The sequence below is a fragment of the Hafnia sp. genome (assembly GCF_036648275.1).
In the GTDB taxonomy this organism is placed as follows: Bacteria; Pseudomonadota; Gammaproteobacteria; order Enterobacterales; family Enterobacteriaceae; genus Hafnia; species Hafnia alvei.
On sequence record NZ_JAVXIQ010000004.1, the window covers coordinates 171,073 to 188,943 of the forward strand.

The window sequence follows — 17,871 nt, forward strand, 5'->3', positions numbered from 1 at the left end:
AATGAAAAGCCTAGCAAGTGACGCTGGGCTTTTTTGTCTGCTTTATATAGGTTTCAACTGACGAAATCTGGCCGGTAATCCTACTGCTAAACGCTCAGATTTCACGTAGCGCAACCAGTTGGTTTTAGCTCCTAAGAGTAGGGGAAAGCATTTAGTGAAGCCTGGGTATAGAAACTGATAGAAAAAACTCAGTGAGCTGTAGCTATAGGATGGGTGCATGAAGTAATTGGCATCTGCTACATTCAATTTAACATAATATACATTATACGAACCAAGCAATATGTGTGCGTTAAGCTGTTGAGCTGATGTTCAGAGCAAGGCTGTTCAAAATCGTTACAATAGCGACACCATCACTAACAAGAGCTTATCAATATGTATGAATCAAAAAATATGCCCGTGATTTCGATTGGTGCGTTTTTAAAACGTCTATCACTACATTTTGGTGGTGCTCTTCTTCTAATAATTACTACTTTGCTTATTGGCGTCGCAGGACACATGATTTTTGACACCAATATCAATTGGCATGATGCGACATTAAACAGTGCGTTTATAGCGAATGGCATTGGTCCATATATTATTCCTCAAAGTTTAGCGGGAAAGGTTTTCTTTGCTTTCTATGGTATGTTTACCAGCCTAGTGTTTATGACGACCTTGGGATTAGTGCTGGCACCTATTGCTCATCGGATACTGCATCAGTTTCATCTCGATGCTGAAAGTTAAGCAATATTATCGAAAATGGTCACAAGAAACCCAATCCGATGATTGGGTCTCTTCATTCAAGATCGCTCTATCCGTGTATCATCAATCCTTCTTCGCTTTGTTAGCAAAGAAAATGTCAGACTGAATATCTTTAGTGCGGATGGTGAATACTTCGTTGGTCAGATCTTCGGTGAGCTTCTCTGCATCGGCCATGACACGGAGATTGAAATCATTCAGCATTTTATCTGCGGCGGCTTTGTCGGTTTTTGCCAATTTTAGATATTGCGCTTCCGTTTCTTTTTGTTGATTCGCAACTTTTGCTTCCCAGTCTAGATAGGCTCGCTGGACGACCGGCGCAAGTTTTGGATAATCCGTCATGACCAGCGTTTGTAGTTTGCGATACTTCCAGTAAATTGACTGGCTGTCAGCGTGATCTGAACCGGTGGCGTAATTGGCTGGGAAAGACGTCAATCCACTGTAGTAAGGAACAAACGCAGTTAAGTCAGCCATTCCTAATCCCACATAGGTCACTTCACCGATTTCTTTCGGTAACTCAGGACGAACCTGCATGACATGTGCTTCATAGGTTCTGAACACGCTGATTGGGCGCCACTCTTCTTTACCATTCAGCCCGTTCGAGTATGGATCATGTTTCGTGCCTTGGTAATGATTACGCAAAATGGACTTAACTTCATCAAGCGTGACTTTCTTTTCTGGCGTGAGGAAAACAGGAGACTGTCGCCCTTCAGCCATAACTTGCTTAACCGAAGGGTTTAATTGTTTCTGTATTGTCCAGACGCGCGGATCGTTATAGGTGCGATCGCGTTCATCGTCTCGGGTATAGGCTTTAGAAAAATTAAATTTACCGTCTGTTTTAGGCTGATAAAGCCCCTTTTCTACCGCAAACTCAACCAGATTCTTTGATCCCATAACGTTAGGATCTTTAGGGTCATAGTTTTGTAAACGTCCCTGATTAGCGGTAGCAAAGTATTGATTATTCGGCACTCGCTGTGCCATCCATTGATGGCCAGTGCCGGTTTCTAAGTACCACAATTCTTTCTCATCGACCACGGCAACGCCAAATCCCTCGCCTGCCCCTTTGGTTTCGATGATATGTCCAAGTAAAGCCACGGCCTCGCGCGCAGTTTTGGTTTGCGACAGCAAAATATCAGGAATATCGTCTTCGGTAATTCCCGTTTCTTCAACATAGGGTTCGAATGCAAGTGCTTTAGGTGAGGCAAAAATAGATTCAGTCCCACTCACGCCAACGCCGGCTTCATTAAATCCAGTCGCACCATGTAACTGTGTTTTCCAGTTTGGCACCGTGGTATACCGTAGTGAATCTTTCGGTAAAGGATAAGTAAAATCATTTGCGCCGTTATGCGCTTTCGTACTATATATTCCTGTTTGGTTCTGTTTTGCCGGATGAATAACAAAGTGCTGCGCCTTTAAAGCATCACTATCCGCGCTGCGTGCAACAATAATTGAACCATCTGCTGTAGCCTCATTACCTGCTAAAAATGTGGTGCAGGTAAAACCTGAGGAGACTAATGCCATATTAATGGATAAAGCAATCACGCACTTTTTAAAAGAATACATTCCTGTTCCTTATTTTCCTGATTTAATTAATTATCCTTTGCTATCAGTCAAACTGAAGCGCTGGAAAGTTCCTGCAATGAAATAAGGGTAGCAATGAGTGAGATGTGATTACCGTGACAATGCTCCCAAGGCGATTGAGCAGCCTTAGGATTATGCACACATTTTTAGATAAGTTGGTTTTAGCGTAGAAACAAACAGAAAAAGATTAATTTAAGATCATGACTACGTTTTTTAAGTCATTGAGGAAAGTCATATATTGATCATTAGAGATGACTTTTTTGCTGCTCAGAACCACTAATTTATGATCGCTAATCTCTGAATGGTAGCTTGGATGTGCATGAGAATAACTATTTTCTACAAAACCAAGACCTTGGTAGAAGCGTAAACGCCTGTTAGCAATTTCGGTTGTCAATGGATCTATTTCTAAGATTGTCAGTGGGTTTTGAGCCAAAAAACATTCCAGAACCTTTTTACCATATCCCTGAGAACGCAAATTTGGGTCTATCGCCAAATGTTCGATATAGACATAGTCTTTAAATTGCCAATATCCAATAAAACCAACGAATATATTATTGTGATGCCAGGCAGTTAAATAATAACTATCATTATCAAGTGCTGCTTGTTTCGCCCTTTCGTCTCGCTTTTCATGATAAGGAAAAGCACTTTCATAGAGCTCATCCACACTTTTATAAAGTGGGTTATCTTTTTTTTCTATGCGTTTAAGGCTAAACATTAATATCCTTCTTCTGAAACAATCGAGGGCGATACATTAAAGCTTCTTAATATACCGCCCTCGCAGGGTAATTCCAATCAAATCATCATACCACTGGGGGCTTCTCTCTTATATTACGAATAAGCCCCTTACACAATACAATGCCCGCGCCGATCAATCCACCCAGCAATACGGATAGGATTAATATTAGCGATTTTTTCGGTGCATCTTTAATGACAGGTAATGATGGCTGTTGTGAGAATGAAAATGCTTCGAATTTGTCATTGCCACTATCGCTGAGTTTAATCTCGCGCAGCGCCTGTAATGTCTCACGGTTGGAGTAATAGCCATCGCTTAAATACAACGGCCAAGAAGTTTCATTGGCAATAATTGTTTTTAACGCAGGCTCCCCGAGCATAAATAGCATTTCATCAGAGAGAGCCGTGACCTCTTTAACCGTAACGTTCTTGGTGTTGGTGGCTTCAGCCACTTTTAATGCTTCTGATAAAGCATTTAAACGGCGCGCTTTTTTCTCCTGAGCAGTTTTGATCTGAGCATCTAATGCAGTATTGATTGCCTGCATTCTCACTTCTAATGCTTTCGCTGCGTTTGAGTAAAAACTACTTGAGGTTTGTTTATTCACTTTGTTTAAAACAGCAACTAAGGACTTTTGCGCATCCTTCGCCGTTTCAGCGCTAAAACTCACGGTATATGAATCGCTACTCCCTGAGTTTGTCGGCTTAATATCTAAGGGTTTTTCAGGTAAGAACGTCAAGGTTTCAGCAGAAACACGTGACACAAAGTTAGCAAAAACATCATTGCTAATATCCTTGCTATTACCAGGGTCAATAACAGCCACAGCAGTAGGATAATCGGCTAACTGCCCTAGCTGTGGTGGTGTAATAATCGCGGTCGATGTCCATTTCTCTTTTGCAACGGCAAGATAGCCAATAGCCAAAACAATCGCAATGCAAACAGTGGTAATGATTGTTTTCTTTCCATTCCATAACTGCAACAACAGGTCAAGCAGATCAATCTCATCAGTACTGTTTTTTTGCTCAAGACTCATAGGATTTCCCATACAAACTCATAATTACATTAGCTGACATTGCTCTCAAACAAATAATATATCGCCATTTTGATTTAAAGCGATTGTTATATCGTGTACGTATATGAATAGCGATAGTACTAAATCTGTAACCGGTTCTCAATGGAACAACTCTCTGTTATGCCTATATTTTGGCTAGGAAAGTTCCGTATTTTTAAGTATAGATGCACGCCATTATTCTGCCCGCGTCATGGCAATTTGGTCTGCTTCTGGTAGATTGAGAGGCCTGCACTTTCGCTAAATTAACGAGGCAATTGAGAATGAATATATTTGTAACCGGAGCAACCGCAGGGTTCGGTGAGGCTATCACGCGCAAATTTATCAAGAACGGACATACGGTGATTGCTGCCGGTCGCCGTTTAAGTCGTCTCGAAGCGTTAAACGATGAGTTAGGTGATGCTTTAACTATCGTGCAACTCGATGTGCGTAATCGAGCGGCAATACAGTTAGCTTTAGAAAGCCTTCCCGCTGAAAAACGTCACATTGATGTTTTAGTGAACAATGCTGGATTAGCATTAGGCTTAGAGCCTGCGCATAAAGCAAATGTTGATGATTGGGACACGATGATCGATACCAATGCCAAAGGCTTGGTGAACATGACCAGAGCAATTTTGCCTAATATGGTTGAACGTAATGTAGGTCATATCATTAATATTGGCTCAACCGCAGCTAACTGGCCGTATGCCGGTGGTAATGTGTACGGCGCGACAAAAGCGTTTGTTAAACAATTTAGCCTAGGTTTACGCGCAGACCTGCATGGCACCAAAGTACGGGTTAGCGATATCGAACCTGGATTGGTTGGCGGCACGGAATTCTCTAATGTTCGCTTTAAAGGCGATGAAGGTCGCGTAGAGAAAACCTATGAGAATGCTAACGCTTTAAGCGCAGATGATATTGCTGAAGCTGTGTATTGGGTCGCTACCTTACCTGCGCACGTCAACATTAATACCATTGAAATGATGCCGGTTAGCCAGTCCTTTGCCCCGCTGTCGGTCTATCGCGGCTAAATTTAACTTCATTGTAAATTTCTGTTTTTTGCACTAAACCGTATCGAAACCAACGTTTGCGCAAACTATCAGCGGAACTGACAGAGTGCTATAGTGTCTTCATATCGAGAATGATGACCTTAAAGACGGTCGTTGTGAAAAGAGGATAGCTAATTTGAAACTGAATAAATTGCACATGGCCGCTCGTTGGATGCCTTTAGCCGCAGCGCTCATCTTGGGTGGTTGGCAGGCTTCTGCCCTTGCAAACTCTTGCGCATCTGGCAGTACCTGCGTCTTTGGCTCAAGCGGTGGTCAGGATAACTCGCTGACCAAAGAAGATGCTCGCCAGCAGAAAGAACAATGGGATGACACGCGTTCTCTGCGTAACAAAGTTAACACCCGCGTTGAGAAACAGTTCGACAAGTTCGATAAAGCCGTCGATCTGCAAGACTCATGTGAAAAAAGCCTAAACGTTAATGCGTACTGGGAACCGAATACCCAACGTTGTTTAGATAGAAATACTGGACGCCCGCTTAATCCATAAGCATTAAGCTTAAACGCTTTTGCAAGGATCCTTGGAGGATATTTCATGAAGAAATTATTGCTTAGCATCATGCTATTAAGTGCTATTCCACTGGCCGCTCAGGCTTCATGTGAAACGGTCAAAGCAGATATTAGCCAAAAAATCATCAAAAATGGCGTGCCAGAGTCTGGCTTTACGCTTGATGTCGTACCGAACGATCAGGCTGACGCAAGTGGTGGTCAGGTTGTGGGTCATTGCGAAAACGACACACAGAAGATCATCTATCAGCGCACGAACGGCGCTGAAGACGACAGTACGCCAGCACCGGCTGCACACTAATTATCAGCGTTATGTCGAAACGGCTGCCTTATGGCAGCCTTTTTTGTTTCTAGCATTCACCGTCAAATTCAGTACAGGTCACACTGTCTGGCTTTAATTTTGCCGGAATGAGCCACGCGGTGATTAGAGCAAACAACGACAATATTGCCGCCACGATAAACACCCAATGAATGGATGCCGCCACCTGAGTCGTTAAATTAATCATGTTATCGTCTAGCGGCGTGCCACTTTGATGCATACTCATGAGCTTTTGAACCGGATCATGAATATCCGGCAAGCGCCAATCAAGATTGAGATTCAGCGTGGCGCCTAAAATGGCTGTACCTAGCGCTGAGCCTAACATACGGGTAAACACCGTTGAAGCGGTGGCAATTCCTCGCATGTTGGAAGGCGCAACATTCTGTACCGAAACCAGAAATGTGGTATTGGTCATCCCCATTCCGCAGCCAATCACAAAGGCGGCGACTCTTCCCCATAGCAAACCACTATCCGGCTGCTGCATGAGCAAAATCAAGCTTCCGGCGATAAGCAAAAAACTGCCGAAAAACGCCGTAGTGCGGTAGGACGTCAGCGACATCATTCGCCCGCTAAGGGTGCTAGCCAATGGCCAGCCGATTGACATCATTGCTAACGTGGTGCCCGCCTCCAACGGCGTTCCGCCCATGACTCCCTGCACAAACGTAGGCAAGAATGCGGCAACGCCCATCATGGATGCGCCGACAATCAGCCCACCAATATTACCCGCGACAATCACGTTATTTCGCCAGAGGGCTAACGGAAATAACGGTTCTGGGGCTTTTTTCTCTTGTCGCAGCAAAAAAACTGACGCAACGACGAATATCAATAATAACGGGAATACCCAGAACTTGAGAATATCGGCCTGTAAGAGCGCAACTAACAACGAAGCCACGGCGATAGTTAGCCAACAGGTACCAGCAAAATCGATAGGATGCTGCCGAGGATGTACCGTTTCGGGAAAATAACGCCACAGAAGATACATCGCCGTAATGCCAATAGGCACGTTAACCCAGAAAACCAATGCCCAATTGAAATGCTGAACAATAAATGCCCCCATCAGCGGGCCTACGATGGCCGATACCCCCCAAACGCTAGAGAGATAACCCTGGATTTTTGGACGCTCCGCGGGTGAATAGATATCAGCAACAATGGTGAATGCAATCGGCGTGATAGCCCCTGCGCCGATCCCTTGAACCGCACGAAAAACGATCATCCACAGCATGTTATGGGAAAAGCCGCATAGCACGGAACCTAGCAAGAAAAGCGATGCACCTATGTAGAACATCCGCTTACGCCCGTAGAGATCGGCGAGTCGACCATAGATAGGAATTGAAATAGCCTGTGTTAAAAGATACGCAGCAAATACCCAGCCCAGCAGTGAGAAACCGCCTAAATCGCCAATAATCGTGGGCATCGCCGTTGAGACTATCGTAACCTCAATAGCCGCCATAAATGTCGCTAACATACAAGCAGTTAGCACAATGCCTCGATGTAAATATTGCTGCTCTACCTGTTCAACCATGCTGCCTCGCGGAAAGATGCGAATAGAGATTTAGCTCAACACCTTACCATGAATTTCTAGGCTAATAGTGTGAACTCTCGAAGAGAGAATAAGACTGACATAAACACAAAAGTGACAGCGTCACATACAAGCTTGATTGATTGCTGTTTCCTATCTCAATGATAGGTAAGGCTGGCCGTTATCATTGATGATTATCAACAAAGTAATGAAATACAACACGCACTATGGGAAGGCTAAATTTTGGCCCTCTGAGGGTTGTGCACCCAGCGCTGGCGCGGCCCGATTTCATGCTCTGAAATGGAGTTTTAACATGATAAAAATAACAAAGCTTTTGGGAATTGCAGCAACTGTCGGTGTTGTTGGTTATCTAGGTCTAGCGGGATATGTCTACTACCATGATAAGCAGAGAATCACGATGCCCGATCAGGCATCACTTTCGCCACAAAATGCGGCCGTTCTGAAAACCCTGAGTGAAAAAGGCTGTGACTACTGTCACACCCCGTCAGCTCAGCTCCCGTTTTATTCGCAACTTCCCATCGCCAAGCAACTGATGGAATATGACATCAATCTTGGCTACAAATCATTTGATCTCACCCCTATTCGCAACAGCCTCATTAATAATAGTCGCCCTCCGCAGGGAGACATGACTAAAGTGGAATGGGTCATGCAGCACGACACCATGCCGCCGACCCGTTACACGGCGGTGCACTGGGCTGGATCGCTGAATAATGAAGAACGGGCTGGTATTTTAAACTGGGTGAAAGATCAGCGCATAAAATACTACGCTGCAAAAGACATGGCGCCGGCATTAATGAATGAGCCCGTTCAGCCATTGCCGCGTACCCTTCCCGTTCAGGCTGATAAAGTGGCATTGGGTTTCCGCTTGTACCACGACCCGCGTTTATCTGGCGATAACTCCATTGCTTGCGTTCATTGCCATCAGTTAGGGGCTGGCGGCGTTGATGGTCGACAAACCTCTATTGGCGTAGGCGGTGAAATTGGCCCAATCAACGCGCCAACGGTATTTAACGCGGTGTTTAACGTTGAGCAATTCTGGGATGGTAGAGCGCCAGACCTGCAAAAACAGGCTGGTGGCCCACCGCTTAATCCAATCGAAATGGCGTCCAAGTCATGGGATGAAATCACAGGAAAACTTAACCAAGACGCCCTTCTCAAACAACAGTTTACGGCCGTTTATCCCGAAGGCTTTACAGGCGATACCATCACCGATGCGATTGCTGAATTCGAGAAAACCCTTATCACGCCGGACAGCCCGTTTGACCGATATCTTCGCGGCGACGATAAAGCGCTAAGCGCCCAGCAAATGCATGGATACCAGCTGTTTAAAGATAATAAATGTGCCACATGCCACACAGGGAAAATACTCGGCGGTCAGGCTTTCGAACCTCTGGGACTGAAGCAGGACTTTGCCTTCGGTAAGGTGACCAGCGCGGATATTGGCCGACTCAATGTAACTCAAGGGGAGCGTGACCGCTTCCGTCAGAAAGTACCAACGCTGCGTAACGTTGCACTAACGGCACCTTATTTCCATCGTGGTGACGTACCAACGCTGGATGAAGCGGTGAAGCTGATGTTGAAATATCAGGTCGGCACCTCGTTACCACAGAAAGATGTAGACGACATTGTGGCATTCCTCGAGTCGCTCAACGGCGTTTATACGCCTTATCCAATTCATTAACCCTCTCTAAGCGCCGCATTTTTGCGGCGCAGTTTCTTCCTGTGGTTAAAACCCTTAAACTGCTCCCACTTTTATGCCTTCGCACAACGCAGTATGTGCTTCTTTTTTGGTAACCCGCGGCTAAACATGACTTCACCACGCATGAAACGTCTGATTCATATGCAACATTATCAACTGATGCTGCGCCGCTTGGCCATTGCGATGATTTTGGGGATCGCCGCTGCCACCGCTGTTTGGCTATTTCATCAATCAATGTTGAAGCTGGAATGGCTATTCTTAGGCAGTCGAGGCGGAAGTCTGGTGGCCGCTGCGGCCGAACTACCATTATGGCGGCGTTTGCTCACGCCTGCGTTAGGCGGGTTGGTGGCAGGATCCATATTGTGGCTGTTTCAGAAATATCAGCACCAACGCCCATCGGCTCCGACTGATTATATGGAAGCCTTTGACGCTGGCGATGGCCGTTTAGATATTTCCGCCAGCCTTGTCAAAAGCTTGGCATCTCTGATAGTCGTATCAAGCGGAAGTGCAATCGGGCGCGAAGGCGCTATGATTCTACTGTCAGCTCTGTTTGCATCGGTTTTTGCTCGATTGTTTACACCGCCAAAGGAGTGGAAACTGTGGGTGGCCTGTGGTGCTGCTGCGGGGATGGCTAGCGCCTATCACGCGCCCTTAGCCGGAAGCTTGTTTATTGCGGAGATCCTTTTTGGATCGCTAATCCTCGCCTCTCTTGGCCCGGTGGTGATCGCCGCGGTTAGTGCTCTGCTGATGAGTAACTTACTCAACGGTGGGCAAGAAACGCTATATCAGGTGCAAATTCTAGTCGCACCGTGGCCAGTGCAGTATTTATTGATGGCGCTACTGGGTGTCATCGCAGGATTTGCCGGGCCGCTATTTCTCTCCTTGATGCAGTACAGTAGCCACTTCTTCCAACAGCTACGCCTTCCCCCACCGCTGCAGCTTGCGCTTGGTGGGCTTATCGTCGGTGGATTATCAATCATTTTTCCCGAAGTCTGGGGAAACGGCTACAGCGTGGTTCAATCGTTATTGTCTGCCCCACCGGGTGCTTTACTCATTGGGGCTATTTTGCTGTGTAAACTGGTTGCGATACTGGCCAGCAGTGGTTCAGGTGCCCCCGGTGGTGTATTTACACCAACGCTGTTTATTGGTGCCGCGCTGGGCGCATTTGTTGGGCAACTATTTGCGCTCTGGCCAGGAATGGGAGAACACATCGCGTTATTGATGGCGCTCACCGGTATGGCAACATTGCTAGCAGCAACCACGCATGCACCGGTGATGTCAGCGCTGATGGTGTTTGAAATGACAGGAGAATATACGCTGCTGCCGGGATTGTTGCTGGCCTGCGTGATGGCAACAACCCTGTCTCGCTGGCTGCGGACAGGGTCAGTTTACGGTAAATAGACGGCGCTATTTGAGAGGAGAAAGATCAATATATTTAGACAGATCTTTTTCCTCAGGGCGGAACAGGTATGGAATTTCGCCTAACTGTGGCCCCGGCAACTTTTGGCGTAACGCTTCTAACGTTTCGGCATAATGCGAAAGTCCCGGATTGATGCGGTTTGCAATCCAACCGGCAAATGGCAAACCGTCATTAATGATCGCCTGTGCCGTCAAAATAGCGTGGCTGATGCAGCCCAGCTTAATACCGACGACCAGAATCACCGGCAGTTGCTCTTGCACCACCCATTCAGATAACGGGCGCAAATCGTGCATTAAGACACGCCAGCCTCCGGTTCCCTCAACTACTAAATGTTCAGATTTACCGCTCAGGTTTTGAAGCCCACGGCTCATCAGGCTGTAATCCAAAGGCTCACCGGTATAAGCGTTCGCAATTTCTTCCTGCAACGTTATAGGGTTTACTTCGTCATAATTCAATGGGATAGAAGAAGACGCCTGCAATGTTAACGCATCTTTATTACGCAGTCCTTGCGGGGTTTCTTCACTACCGACGGCGATAGGCTTGTAGCCTACAGCAGTAGCACCAGAAGCATGGATGGATTGCAGTAACGCACGAGAAACGACGGTTTTACCGACTTCAGTGTCTGTTCCTGTGACAAAAACACGCTTTAACATGAATAATACTCCGGAGAATCTCCGATAAAAAACACCAAAAAATTGGCGGAACGACAATTTCCTTCCGCCATCAAGAATGATGAAAAGTCTAGGCGAAGCGGTAAAGCAGCAGCTTGCGTTAGCTCAATATTTTGTTTAACGAGGTGACAATTTCATGAAAAACCTCTATTTGTACCAAAATAGAGGTATGAATTAGAAAGGAATTTAGCCAAATACTCTCAGTTTTTGCTAGCCCTGCAGCAGCTGAACTAACAATGAACCATTGTAAAGCGCTTCTTTGACTAACGCGGCCGCAGGCATGGTTCCATTATTACGGAAACGCGTAGCCTCAACGCTCAGCCCCTGTGCATAGTAGGGTAAGGACTGTTGCTGAATTGCCGCATTGATCGAGGGAAAGAGCACCGCGCTGGCTTGATTGAGCGGTGAGCCAATCAGGATTTTTTCGGGATTAAACAAGTTCACCATAATGGCGAGAATACGTCCCACGTTGTTACCCACGCTACTGATAATATCCTTCGACAACTGATCGCCCTGCATGGCGGCCTGACAGATAGCATCAATCGTGATGGGCCCGTTATGCAGCAAAGACGATGGTGAAAGTGGTAACCGCTGCTCGGCTAATTCAAGAATATGCCCAAGCCCTGCCACGGTCTCCAAACAGCCATGATTACCGCAATAGCACTGCTTGCCATAAGGATCGACCTGCGTATGACCAATTTCCACCACGCTATGACGGCCACCGTTGAGCAAGCGACCATCGGTAATGACACCCGCGCCCACATCGTGATCGATAACCACCTGAAGCATATTTCTACAGTTTTCACCGGCACCGAACAGCGACTCAGCCATCGTCCAGGCGCAGATATCATGCTGAAGAAACACCGGTAGGCCGGTATGTTGCTCCAATTCGGTGCCCAACGGCATATCACACACATCGGCATAGAATGGCATGCGATGAACCATACCCTTCGCCGAATTAATCAATCCAGGAAGCGTAATGGCAATGGCCGTTAGTCGTTCAAGCTGATGCTGATGACGGATAAAGAACTGGTCAATTTCATTGATGATGCGTTCGAGTAACGGCTGGTCGGCCTGTGCAGGCAATTCGACGTCGTCTTCAGCAACCAATTTACTGCTGAGATCGCGTAGCGCCAGCGTCATAACACCATGACCCACACGAACGCAGAGATAATGCCAAGCCACAGTATCTAAAATGAGACCAACGGCAGGACGCCCTCGGCTACCCACGTCTTGGAATTCGGTTTCTTGTACCAGATGAGCTTCTAGCAGTTCACGCACAATTTTGGTGATACTTGCGGGCGCAAGCTGTGCGCGTTTAGAGAGTTCGATGCGGGAAATTTGGCCATGCTGATCAATAAGACGGTATACCGCCCCAGCATTTATCTGCTTGATTTGATCAATATGTCCCGGTTGGCTTTCAGCTATCACCCACCTACTCCCGCTTATTTTTCGCGCTTCTAAATAAATATTAACGCTATGGTGTCGGTTTTGAGTAAACCCGTCAACTATTTGATTCGTTATGTGATTTAGTGCACAAATAAGCCCCGCAATGGTCGGTTTTAGCAGCGATTATTTATCTATGGTTGAGCTATCATTAAATTTATCAATGCTGTTGCCTGTGCGCTCAATGGTCTAGTTTTACTGTAAGCTAACCAAACTTCCGTGAACGCCATTTCCTCATCTAAGTATCTATAGCAAACGCCATCCACCTTAATTCGGGTAAACGACGTAGGTAAAATAGACACGCCGAGACCTGCGGAAACTAGCCCGACAATCGTCATCGCCTCACCCACTTCTTGAGTGATATAGGGTGTGATCCCCGCATTTTTCAGCAGCGTTAATATTTCATCGTGCAGCGCCGTGCCCACTTCTCGGGAAAAAAAGACAAAGGGCTGATTGGCCAAATCGCTAAACTTCAGTTTTTCTCGGCCAGAAGCCGCTAAGGGATGATTCTGGTGTAGCACTGCAACTAACGGCTCGCGCAGCAAGAGTTGATGCGTCAGCGTGTCGGGTAATCGTGTGTTACGCATCACGCCAATATCGAGTTTGCCTTCTAACAGCGGTTCAATCTGTTGCTTAGTGTTCACCTCGCGCATTTGCATGTGAACTAAGGGATAGCGCTGCCGGAAAATAAACAGGCTGCTGGCAACTAAACTGATAAACGGCGCGGACGAGGTAAAGCCAATCTTCAGATTACCCAATTCACCACGGTGTGCTCGCGCGGCGTTTTCTGCCGCATGTGAAAGATGGTCCACAATTTCGTAGCACTCTTTCAAAAAGAGTTCCCCCGCTTGCGTGAGGCTCACATTTCGGTTGTTTCGCTCCAAAAGCCGAGCGCCCACCTCCATTTCAAGCGCCTGAATTTGTTGGCTCAATGGCGGCTGAGAGATATTCAAACGCTCCGCTGCACGCCCAAAATGACACTCTTCAGCAACGGCAATAAAGTACTTGAGATGTCTAATTTCTATACGCATAGGCTGATTGATATCTTAAACGTCTTATTTTCATTTATTAATATATTAGACAATAAAATCGCGGATACCTATGCTGAATTTATATCAGCCGTTGTGACCTGCCGCACATAATATGGGCAAGCAGAGCTGATGAACCGTTTTACCCGATATTTTCGGTAAGGATACAGATTGGAAACCCCTCCGGCAGAAACAATGCCGTCTCGCATTGATACAACCTCAAACTCGTCTGTTGTGTCGCCTGTAGCGCCAACGCGCCGCGCGTTAAACAAACTTCCGTACATTGAACGTGGCCAACCACAGTTTATCCGCGTAACCCTGGCGCTGTTCTCTGCGGGTCTGGCAACTTTTGCCCTGCTCTATTGCGTTCAGCCTATTTTGCCCGTGCTGTCGCATGATTTTGGGATTTCGCCGGCCAGTAGTAGCCTGTCACTCTCCGTCTCTACGGGGTTGCTTGCCGTCGGGTTGATGTTCACCGGGCCGTTATCAGATGCGATTGGGCGTAAACAGGTGATGGTTACCGCACTATTGATGGCGGCAATCTGCACGTTAATTTGTTCAATGATGACCAGCTGGCACGGTATTTTAGTGATGCGCGCGCTGGTTGGGCTTTCGTTGAGCGGCGTTGCCGCGGTCGCCATGACTTATCTTAGCGAGGAGATCGATCCTGCCGTAGTCGCGTTTTCTATGGGGCTGTACATCAGCGGTAATTCGATTGGAGGAATGAGTGGGCGTTTAGTCAGCGGCGTTCTGACAGATTTCTTCTCTTGGCGCATTGCGGTGGCCATTATTGGTTTGTTCGCTCTGGCCGCGGCGTTTATGTTCTGGAAAATTCTGCCCGCGTCGAAACACTTTAGAGCCACGCCTCTCCGCCCTCGAACATTATTGATTAACTTCCGGCTGCACTGGCATGACAAAGGGCTTCCGCTGCTTTTTGCCGAAGGCTTTCTGCTGATGGGGAGTTTTGTCACGTTATTTAACTATATTGGCTATCGTCTGCTTGGCACTCCGTACTCTCTCAGTCAGGCTTTGGTCGGTCTATTATCAGTGGTTTATCTGACAGGGTCATACAGTTCACCTAAAGCCGGTGCGTTAACCAGTAAATTTGGTCGTGGGCCTGTGCTGACGGTTTCGATTCTTATTATGCTGATTGGGCTGTTGATTACGCTTTTTGCCCCGCTCACTACCATTTTTATTGGCATGATGCTGTTTACCGCAGGCTTCTTTGCCGCGCACTCAGTGGTAAGCAGTTGGATTGGCCGCCGTGCCCGTCGCGCTAAAGGCCAAGCATCATCACTCTATCTATTCTGTTATTATGTCGGCTCCAGCGTGGCCGGTACACTCGGTGGCGTATTCTGGAACAACTATGGATGGAACGGCATCGTAATTTTCCTTAGCGTAATGCTAGTTTTGGCGCTGTGGATCAGCCGAGCATTGAAAAAATTGCCCGAAGCCAAACGGATTTAACCCTCGAGTAGAATCCCCGCCATACGGGGATTCTAACTGACGACATCAGCCCTTCTTTTCACTACAAAGCTTTTTCTCGATCTAATAGGCAATACTGTTGTTGGAAATTTCACAGTGGTAACAGACAACACTTAGGTAATGAACTACAATGTATGTTGTAACTAAATAAGCATAGTAAGAGAACCTATGTCAGCTAACCATGTTATCGATCGTATGAACACGTGTTTTCGCCAGCTTGAGCAGGGCTTAGTGGAAATTGATGCGGTTTTGAAATCTCTGGTACCGCTACAGGCAAACGTGTTTTGGTTGCCTGATATTGAGAAAGGTAAAGAGCATGATGACATTACAAAAATCAGCGTCATCCCCTGCTCAGGCGAGTCAGCATTTGAAGCCGGTTTACAGCACTTTCGCCGCTTGTTCATCCATCACCATGCGCAGCATATCAGCAGCAAAGCCGCGGTTCGTATGCCCGGCGTGCTCTGCTTTTCCGCCAGTTACTCGCAGGTAAAATCCACCAGCGCCCTGATTACCGATGTTAACCAACTCAAGAAACAGCTAGAGAAGATTATCGCCGTTGAATCTGGCCTTCCCCCTGAGCAACGGTTTGAATTTGTGCATGCGCATCTCAAAGGTTTGCTGACGCTGAGTGCCTATCGCGCCTTAACCGTACTGCACAACCCTTCCACCGTCCGCTTCGGGTGGGCGAATAAAAGTGTGATCAATAATATGAATCGCGAAGAGATAATTAATCGACTCGAGAAAAGTTTGTCCGCTAATCGCTCTGTTCCACCCTACTCGCGCGAGCAACGGGCGGCGATGGTGGGGAAAGAACTTGATGACATTATGCGTTTGCCGGAAGACGTTAAGCTCAAAATAAAACGGCCGGTTAAAGTCCAGCCGATTGCGCGAGTGTGGTATCAAGAAGAGCAGAAACAGGTACAACACCCGTGTAGCATGCCGCTTATCGCATTAACGGATGAGTTTAGCGAAACGCCCATTCCTATTCTTGGCGATTTAAGTGATTACGATGCGGACAATATTAATGTGAAATATCGTCCGCGAGCTAAAAAGCTGGAACTCTTGATCCCTCGTTTGCATTTATACCGTGAGCTTGAATAGCGTGACAACGTCACGCATTAATTCTGCTCCCAACCATGCCTTGTGGCTTCACCCATTCATCAAACTGCGATTCGGTGACATAGCCTAATAGCAACGCCGACTCTTTTAACGTCAGTCCTTCATGATGGGCTTTTTTGGCAATTTCGGCTGCTTTATCGTAGCCAATATGTGTATTCAGCGCAGTCACTAACATTAATGATTCATTTAATAGCTGATTGATTCTAGGGCGATTCGGTTCAATGCCGCGTGCACAGTGCTCATTAAAACTCTCAATGCCATCGGCCAGTAGACGTATTGACTGTAAATAGTTATGGATAACAAGTGGGCGGAAAACATTAAGTTCAAAGTTACCTGACGCGCCGCCAATATTAATCGCCACATCGTTGCCCATCACCTGAGCACAAAGCATGGTTACCGCTTCACATTGAGTCGGATTAACTTTACCCGGCATAATTGAGCTACCTGGCTCATTTTCAGGAATTAAAATTTCTCCGATCCCACAACGCGGACCGGATGCTAACCATCTTACATCGTTAGCAATTTTCATCATTGAGGCGGCCAGTCCTTTCAATGCACCATGAGATTGAACCAGAGCGTCACAGCTGGCTAAGGCTTCAAACTTATTCGGTGCCGAGATAAAATCGCTACCGCTCAGTTGCGCAATCGTTTTGGCCACGCGAACCGCATATTCAGGATGCGTATTCAGCCCCGTTCCTACCGCCGTTCCACCCAGCGCCAATTCATAAAGATGCGCCAAACTATGTTCAATATGCTTTTTACTGTGCATCAACATAGCAACCCAACCAGAAATTTCCTGCCCCAACGTTAGCGGAGTCGCATCCTGTAAATGTGTGCGACCAATTTTAACTATGTCGTTAAATTGCTCTGATTTATCTTGTAGAGTTTGTATCAGGACGTCTATTTGCGGCAGAAGCTGGAGGCGAATAGCTTGCACGGCGGCAACGTGCATCGCTGTAGGGAAAACATCGTTTGAGCTTTGGCTTTTATTCACATCATCATTAGGATGAACTTTACGTTCATTTCCGCGTTCGCCGCCAAGTAATTCACTGGCGCGATTAGCCAAAACCTCATTCATATTCATGTTGCTTTGAGTTCCCGACCCCGTTTGCCATACAGCCAGCGGAAACTCCTGATAGCGAAAGCCGTCGATGACCTCTTGAGCTGCCTGCATAATAGCCTCTGCTTTATCTTCGCTCAGCAAGCCGAGATCGAGATTAACCTGCGCAGCGGCTTTTTTTACCAATGCCAAAGCGTCAATTAATGCCTGAGGCATTTTTTCCACCGAAATACGAAAATGTTCCAAAGAACGTTGCGTTTGCGCGCCCCACAATCGCGCTTGAGGTACATCAATATCGCCCATAGAGTCTCTTTCAACACGCATAGCTGTCATATTTTCTCCTTGAGAATATAAGCATGATTCCGATGAGTTAATCATTAATCCAATGAGTATAGCGGGATATCAACCAGTTAGAATGT

At 46.7% G+C, this 17,871-nt stretch carries 16 protein-coding genes; 8 read left to right on the forward strand and 8 right to left on the reverse strand.

The features are described from left to right. The first annotated feature begins 372 nt into the window (after positions 1-372). Positions 373-720, forward strand: a complete 348-nt coding sequence (locus tag RSC70_RS06010) for a hypothetical protein (protein ID WP_040044939.1) — start codon at positions 373-375, stop codon at positions 718-720. A gap of 81 nt (positions 721-801) precedes the next feature. On the opposite strand, the gene RSC70_RS06015 is transcribed toward RSC70_RS06010, so the two are convergent. The 3 genes from RSC70_RS06015 to wzzB form a co-directional block, all read right to left on the reverse strand. Continuing rightward, positions 802-2,298, reverse strand: a complete 1,497-nt coding sequence (locus RSC70_RS06015) for a C69 family dipeptidase (protein WP_332542036.1) — start codon at positions 2,296-2,298, stop codon at positions 802-804. Between the two features lie 205 nt (positions 2,299-2,503). After that, entirely contained in the window at positions 2,504-3,031 is a 528-nt protein-coding gene (locus RSC70_RS06020; RefSeq protein ID WP_332542037.1) for a GNAT family N-acetyltransferase, read from the reverse strand. 85 nt (positions 3,032-3,116) lie between these two features. Then, positions 3,117-4,079, reverse strand: coding sequence for an LPS O-antigen chain length determinant protein WzzB (wzzB, locus tag RSC70_RS06025; protein ID WP_304183629.1), 963 nt, complete (start codon positions 4,077-4,079; stop codon positions 3,117-3,119). A gap of 299 nt (positions 4,080-4,378) precedes the next feature. Between wzzB and ydfG the strand changes: the two genes are divergently transcribed. From ydfG to RSC70_RS06040, 3 genes are all read left to right on the forward strand, one after another. After that, the gene (gene ydfG / locus RSC70_RS06030) at positions 4,379-5,125 is read left to right on the forward strand and encodes a bifunctional NADP-dependent 3-hydroxy acid dehydrogenase/3-hydroxypropionate dehydrogenase YdfG (RefSeq protein ID WP_332542038.1); all 747 of its coding nucleotides are present in this window, start codon (positions 4,379-4,381) and stop codon (positions 5,123-5,125) included. A gap of 175 nt (positions 5,126-5,300) precedes the next feature. Next, the gene (locus RSC70_RS06035) at positions 5,301-5,648 is read left to right on the forward strand and encodes a DUF1283 family protein (protein WP_332542064.1); all 348 of its coding nucleotides are present in this window, start codon (positions 5,301-5,303) and stop codon (positions 5,646-5,648) included. A gap of 45 nt (positions 5,649-5,693) precedes the next feature. Then, positions 5,694-5,966: a DUF1161 domain-containing protein gene (locus RSC70_RS06040; protein ID WP_040044934.1), complete on the forward strand. Its 273-nt coding sequence runs from the start codon at positions 5,694-5,696 to the stop codon at positions 5,964-5,966. 49 nt (positions 5,967-6,015) lie between these two features. Here RSC70_RS06040 and RSC70_RS06045 read toward each other — a convergent pair whose 3' ends face one another. Then, positions 6,016-7,506: an MDR family MFS transporter gene (locus RSC70_RS06045; protein WP_332542039.1), complete on the reverse strand. Its 1,491-nt coding sequence runs from the start codon at positions 7,504-7,506 to the stop codon at positions 6,016-6,018. Positions 7,507-7,816: 310 nt separating this feature from the next. Here RSC70_RS06045 and RSC70_RS06050 point away from each other — a divergent pair, with 310 nt between their 5' ends. Further along, the gene (locus tag RSC70_RS06050; RefSeq protein ID WP_332542040.1) at positions 7,817-9,205 is read left to right on the forward strand and encodes a cytochrome-c peroxidase; all 1,389 of its coding nucleotides are present in this window, start codon (positions 7,817-7,819) and stop codon (positions 9,203-9,205) included. Positions 9,206-9,346: 141 nt separating this feature from the next. Next, positions 9,347-10,624 (forward strand): voltage-gated ClC-type chloride channel ClcB, encoded by a 1,278-nt coding sequence (clcB, locus tag RSC70_RS06055; RefSeq protein WP_040044931.1) that lies wholly within the window; start codon positions 9,347-9,349, stop codon positions 10,622-10,624. 6 nt (positions 10,625-10,630) lie between these two features. On the opposite strand, the gene bioD is transcribed toward clcB, so the two are convergent. The 3 genes from bioD to RSC70_RS06070 form a co-directional block, all read right to left on the reverse strand. Further along, positions 10,631-11,296 (reverse strand): dethiobiotin synthase, encoded by a 666-nt coding sequence (gene bioD, locus RSC70_RS06060; RefSeq protein ID WP_040044930.1) that lies wholly within the window; start codon positions 11,294-11,296, stop codon positions 10,631-10,633. Between the two features lie 228 nt (positions 11,297-11,524). Continuing rightward, entirely contained in the window at positions 11,525-12,745 is a 1,221-nt protein-coding gene (mlc, locus tag RSC70_RS06065; protein WP_025801375.1) for a sugar metabolism global transcriptional regulator Mlc, read from the reverse strand. A 149-nt stretch (positions 12,746-12,894) separates the two neighbouring features. Next, positions 12,895-13,791, reverse strand: a complete 897-nt coding sequence (locus tag RSC70_RS06070; protein WP_332542041.1) for a LysR family transcriptional regulator — start codon at positions 13,789-13,791, stop codon at positions 12,895-12,897. 192 nt (positions 13,792-13,983) lie between these two features. On the opposite strand from RSC70_RS06070, the gene RSC70_RS06075 reads away from it, so the two are divergent. Together RSC70_RS06075 and tus are read left to right on the forward strand one after the other, a co-directional pair. Continuing rightward, on the forward strand, positions 13,984-15,255 hold the full coding sequence (locus RSC70_RS06075; RefSeq protein WP_332542042.1) for an MFS transporter: 1,272 nt from the start codon (positions 13,984-13,986) through the stop codon (positions 15,253-15,255). Positions 15,256-15,441: 186 nt separating this feature from the next. Then, on the forward strand, positions 15,442-16,374 hold the full coding sequence (gene tus / locus RSC70_RS06080) for a DNA replication terminus site-binding protein (RefSeq protein ID WP_332542043.1): 933 nt from the start codon (positions 15,442-15,444) through the stop codon (positions 16,372-16,374). Between the two features lie 10 nt (positions 16,375-16,384). On the opposite strand, the gene fumC is transcribed toward tus, so the two are convergent. Continuing rightward, the gene (gene fumC, locus RSC70_RS06085) at positions 16,385-17,785 is read right to left on the reverse strand and encodes a class II fumarate hydratase (protein WP_332542044.1); all 1,401 of its coding nucleotides are present in this window, start codon (positions 17,783-17,785) and stop codon (positions 16,385-16,387) included. Positions 17,786-17,871 lie beyond the last annotated feature (86 nt).

Coding starts and splice junctions, on each gene's coding strand:
- RSC70_RS06010 (WP_040044939.1), top strand. CDS start 373: ATGTATGAATCAAAAAATATGCCCGTGATTTCGATTGGTGCGTTTTTA.
- RSC70_RS06015 (WP_332542036.1), bottom strand. CDS start 2,298: ATGTATTCTTTTAAAAAGTGCGTGATTGCTTTATCCATTAATATGGCA.
- RSC70_RS06020 (WP_332542037.1), bottom strand. CDS start 3,031: ATGTTTAGCCTTAAACGCATAGAAAAAAAAGATAACCCACTTTATAAA.
- wzzB (WP_304183629.1), bottom strand. CDS start 4,079: ATGAGTCTTGAGCAAAAAAACAGTACTGATGAGATTGATCTGCTTGAC.
- ydfG (WP_332542038.1), top strand. CDS start 4,379: ATGAATATATTTGTAACCGGAGCAACCGCAGGGTTCGGTGAGGCTATC.
- RSC70_RS06035 (WP_332542064.1), top strand. CDS start 5,301: ATGGCCGCTCGTTGGATGCCTTTAGCCGCAGCGCTCATCTTGGGTGGT.
- RSC70_RS06040 (WP_040044934.1), top strand. CDS start 5,694: ATGAAGAAATTATTGCTTAGCATCATGCTATTAAGTGCTATTCCACTG.
- RSC70_RS06045 (WP_332542039.1), bottom strand. CDS start 7,506: ATGGTTGAACAGGTAGAGCAGCAATATTTACATCGAGGCATTGTGCTA.
- RSC70_RS06050 (WP_332542040.1), top strand. CDS start 7,817: ATGATAAAAATAACAAAGCTTTTGGGAATTGCAGCAACTGTCGGTGTT.
- clcB (WP_040044931.1), top strand. CDS start 9,347: ATGAAACGTCTGATTCATATGCAACATTATCAACTGATGCTGCGCCGC.
- bioD (WP_040044930.1), bottom strand. CDS start 11,296: ATGTTAAAGCGTGTTTTTGTCACAGGAACAGACACTGAAGTCGGTAAA.
- RSC70_RS06070 (WP_332542041.1), bottom strand. CDS start 13,791: ATGCGTATAGAAATTAGACATCTCAAGTACTTTATTGCCGTTGCTGAA.
- RSC70_RS06075 (WP_332542042.1), top strand. CDS start 13,984: ATGCCGTCTCGCATTGATACAACCTCAAACTCGTCTGTTGTGTCGCCT.
- tus (WP_332542043.1), top strand. CDS start 15,442: ATGTCAGCTAACCATGTTATCGATCGTATGAACACGTGTTTTCGCCAG.
- fumC (WP_332542044.1), bottom strand. CDS start 17,785: ATGACAGCTATGCGTGTTGAAAGAGACTCTATGGGCGATATTGATGTA.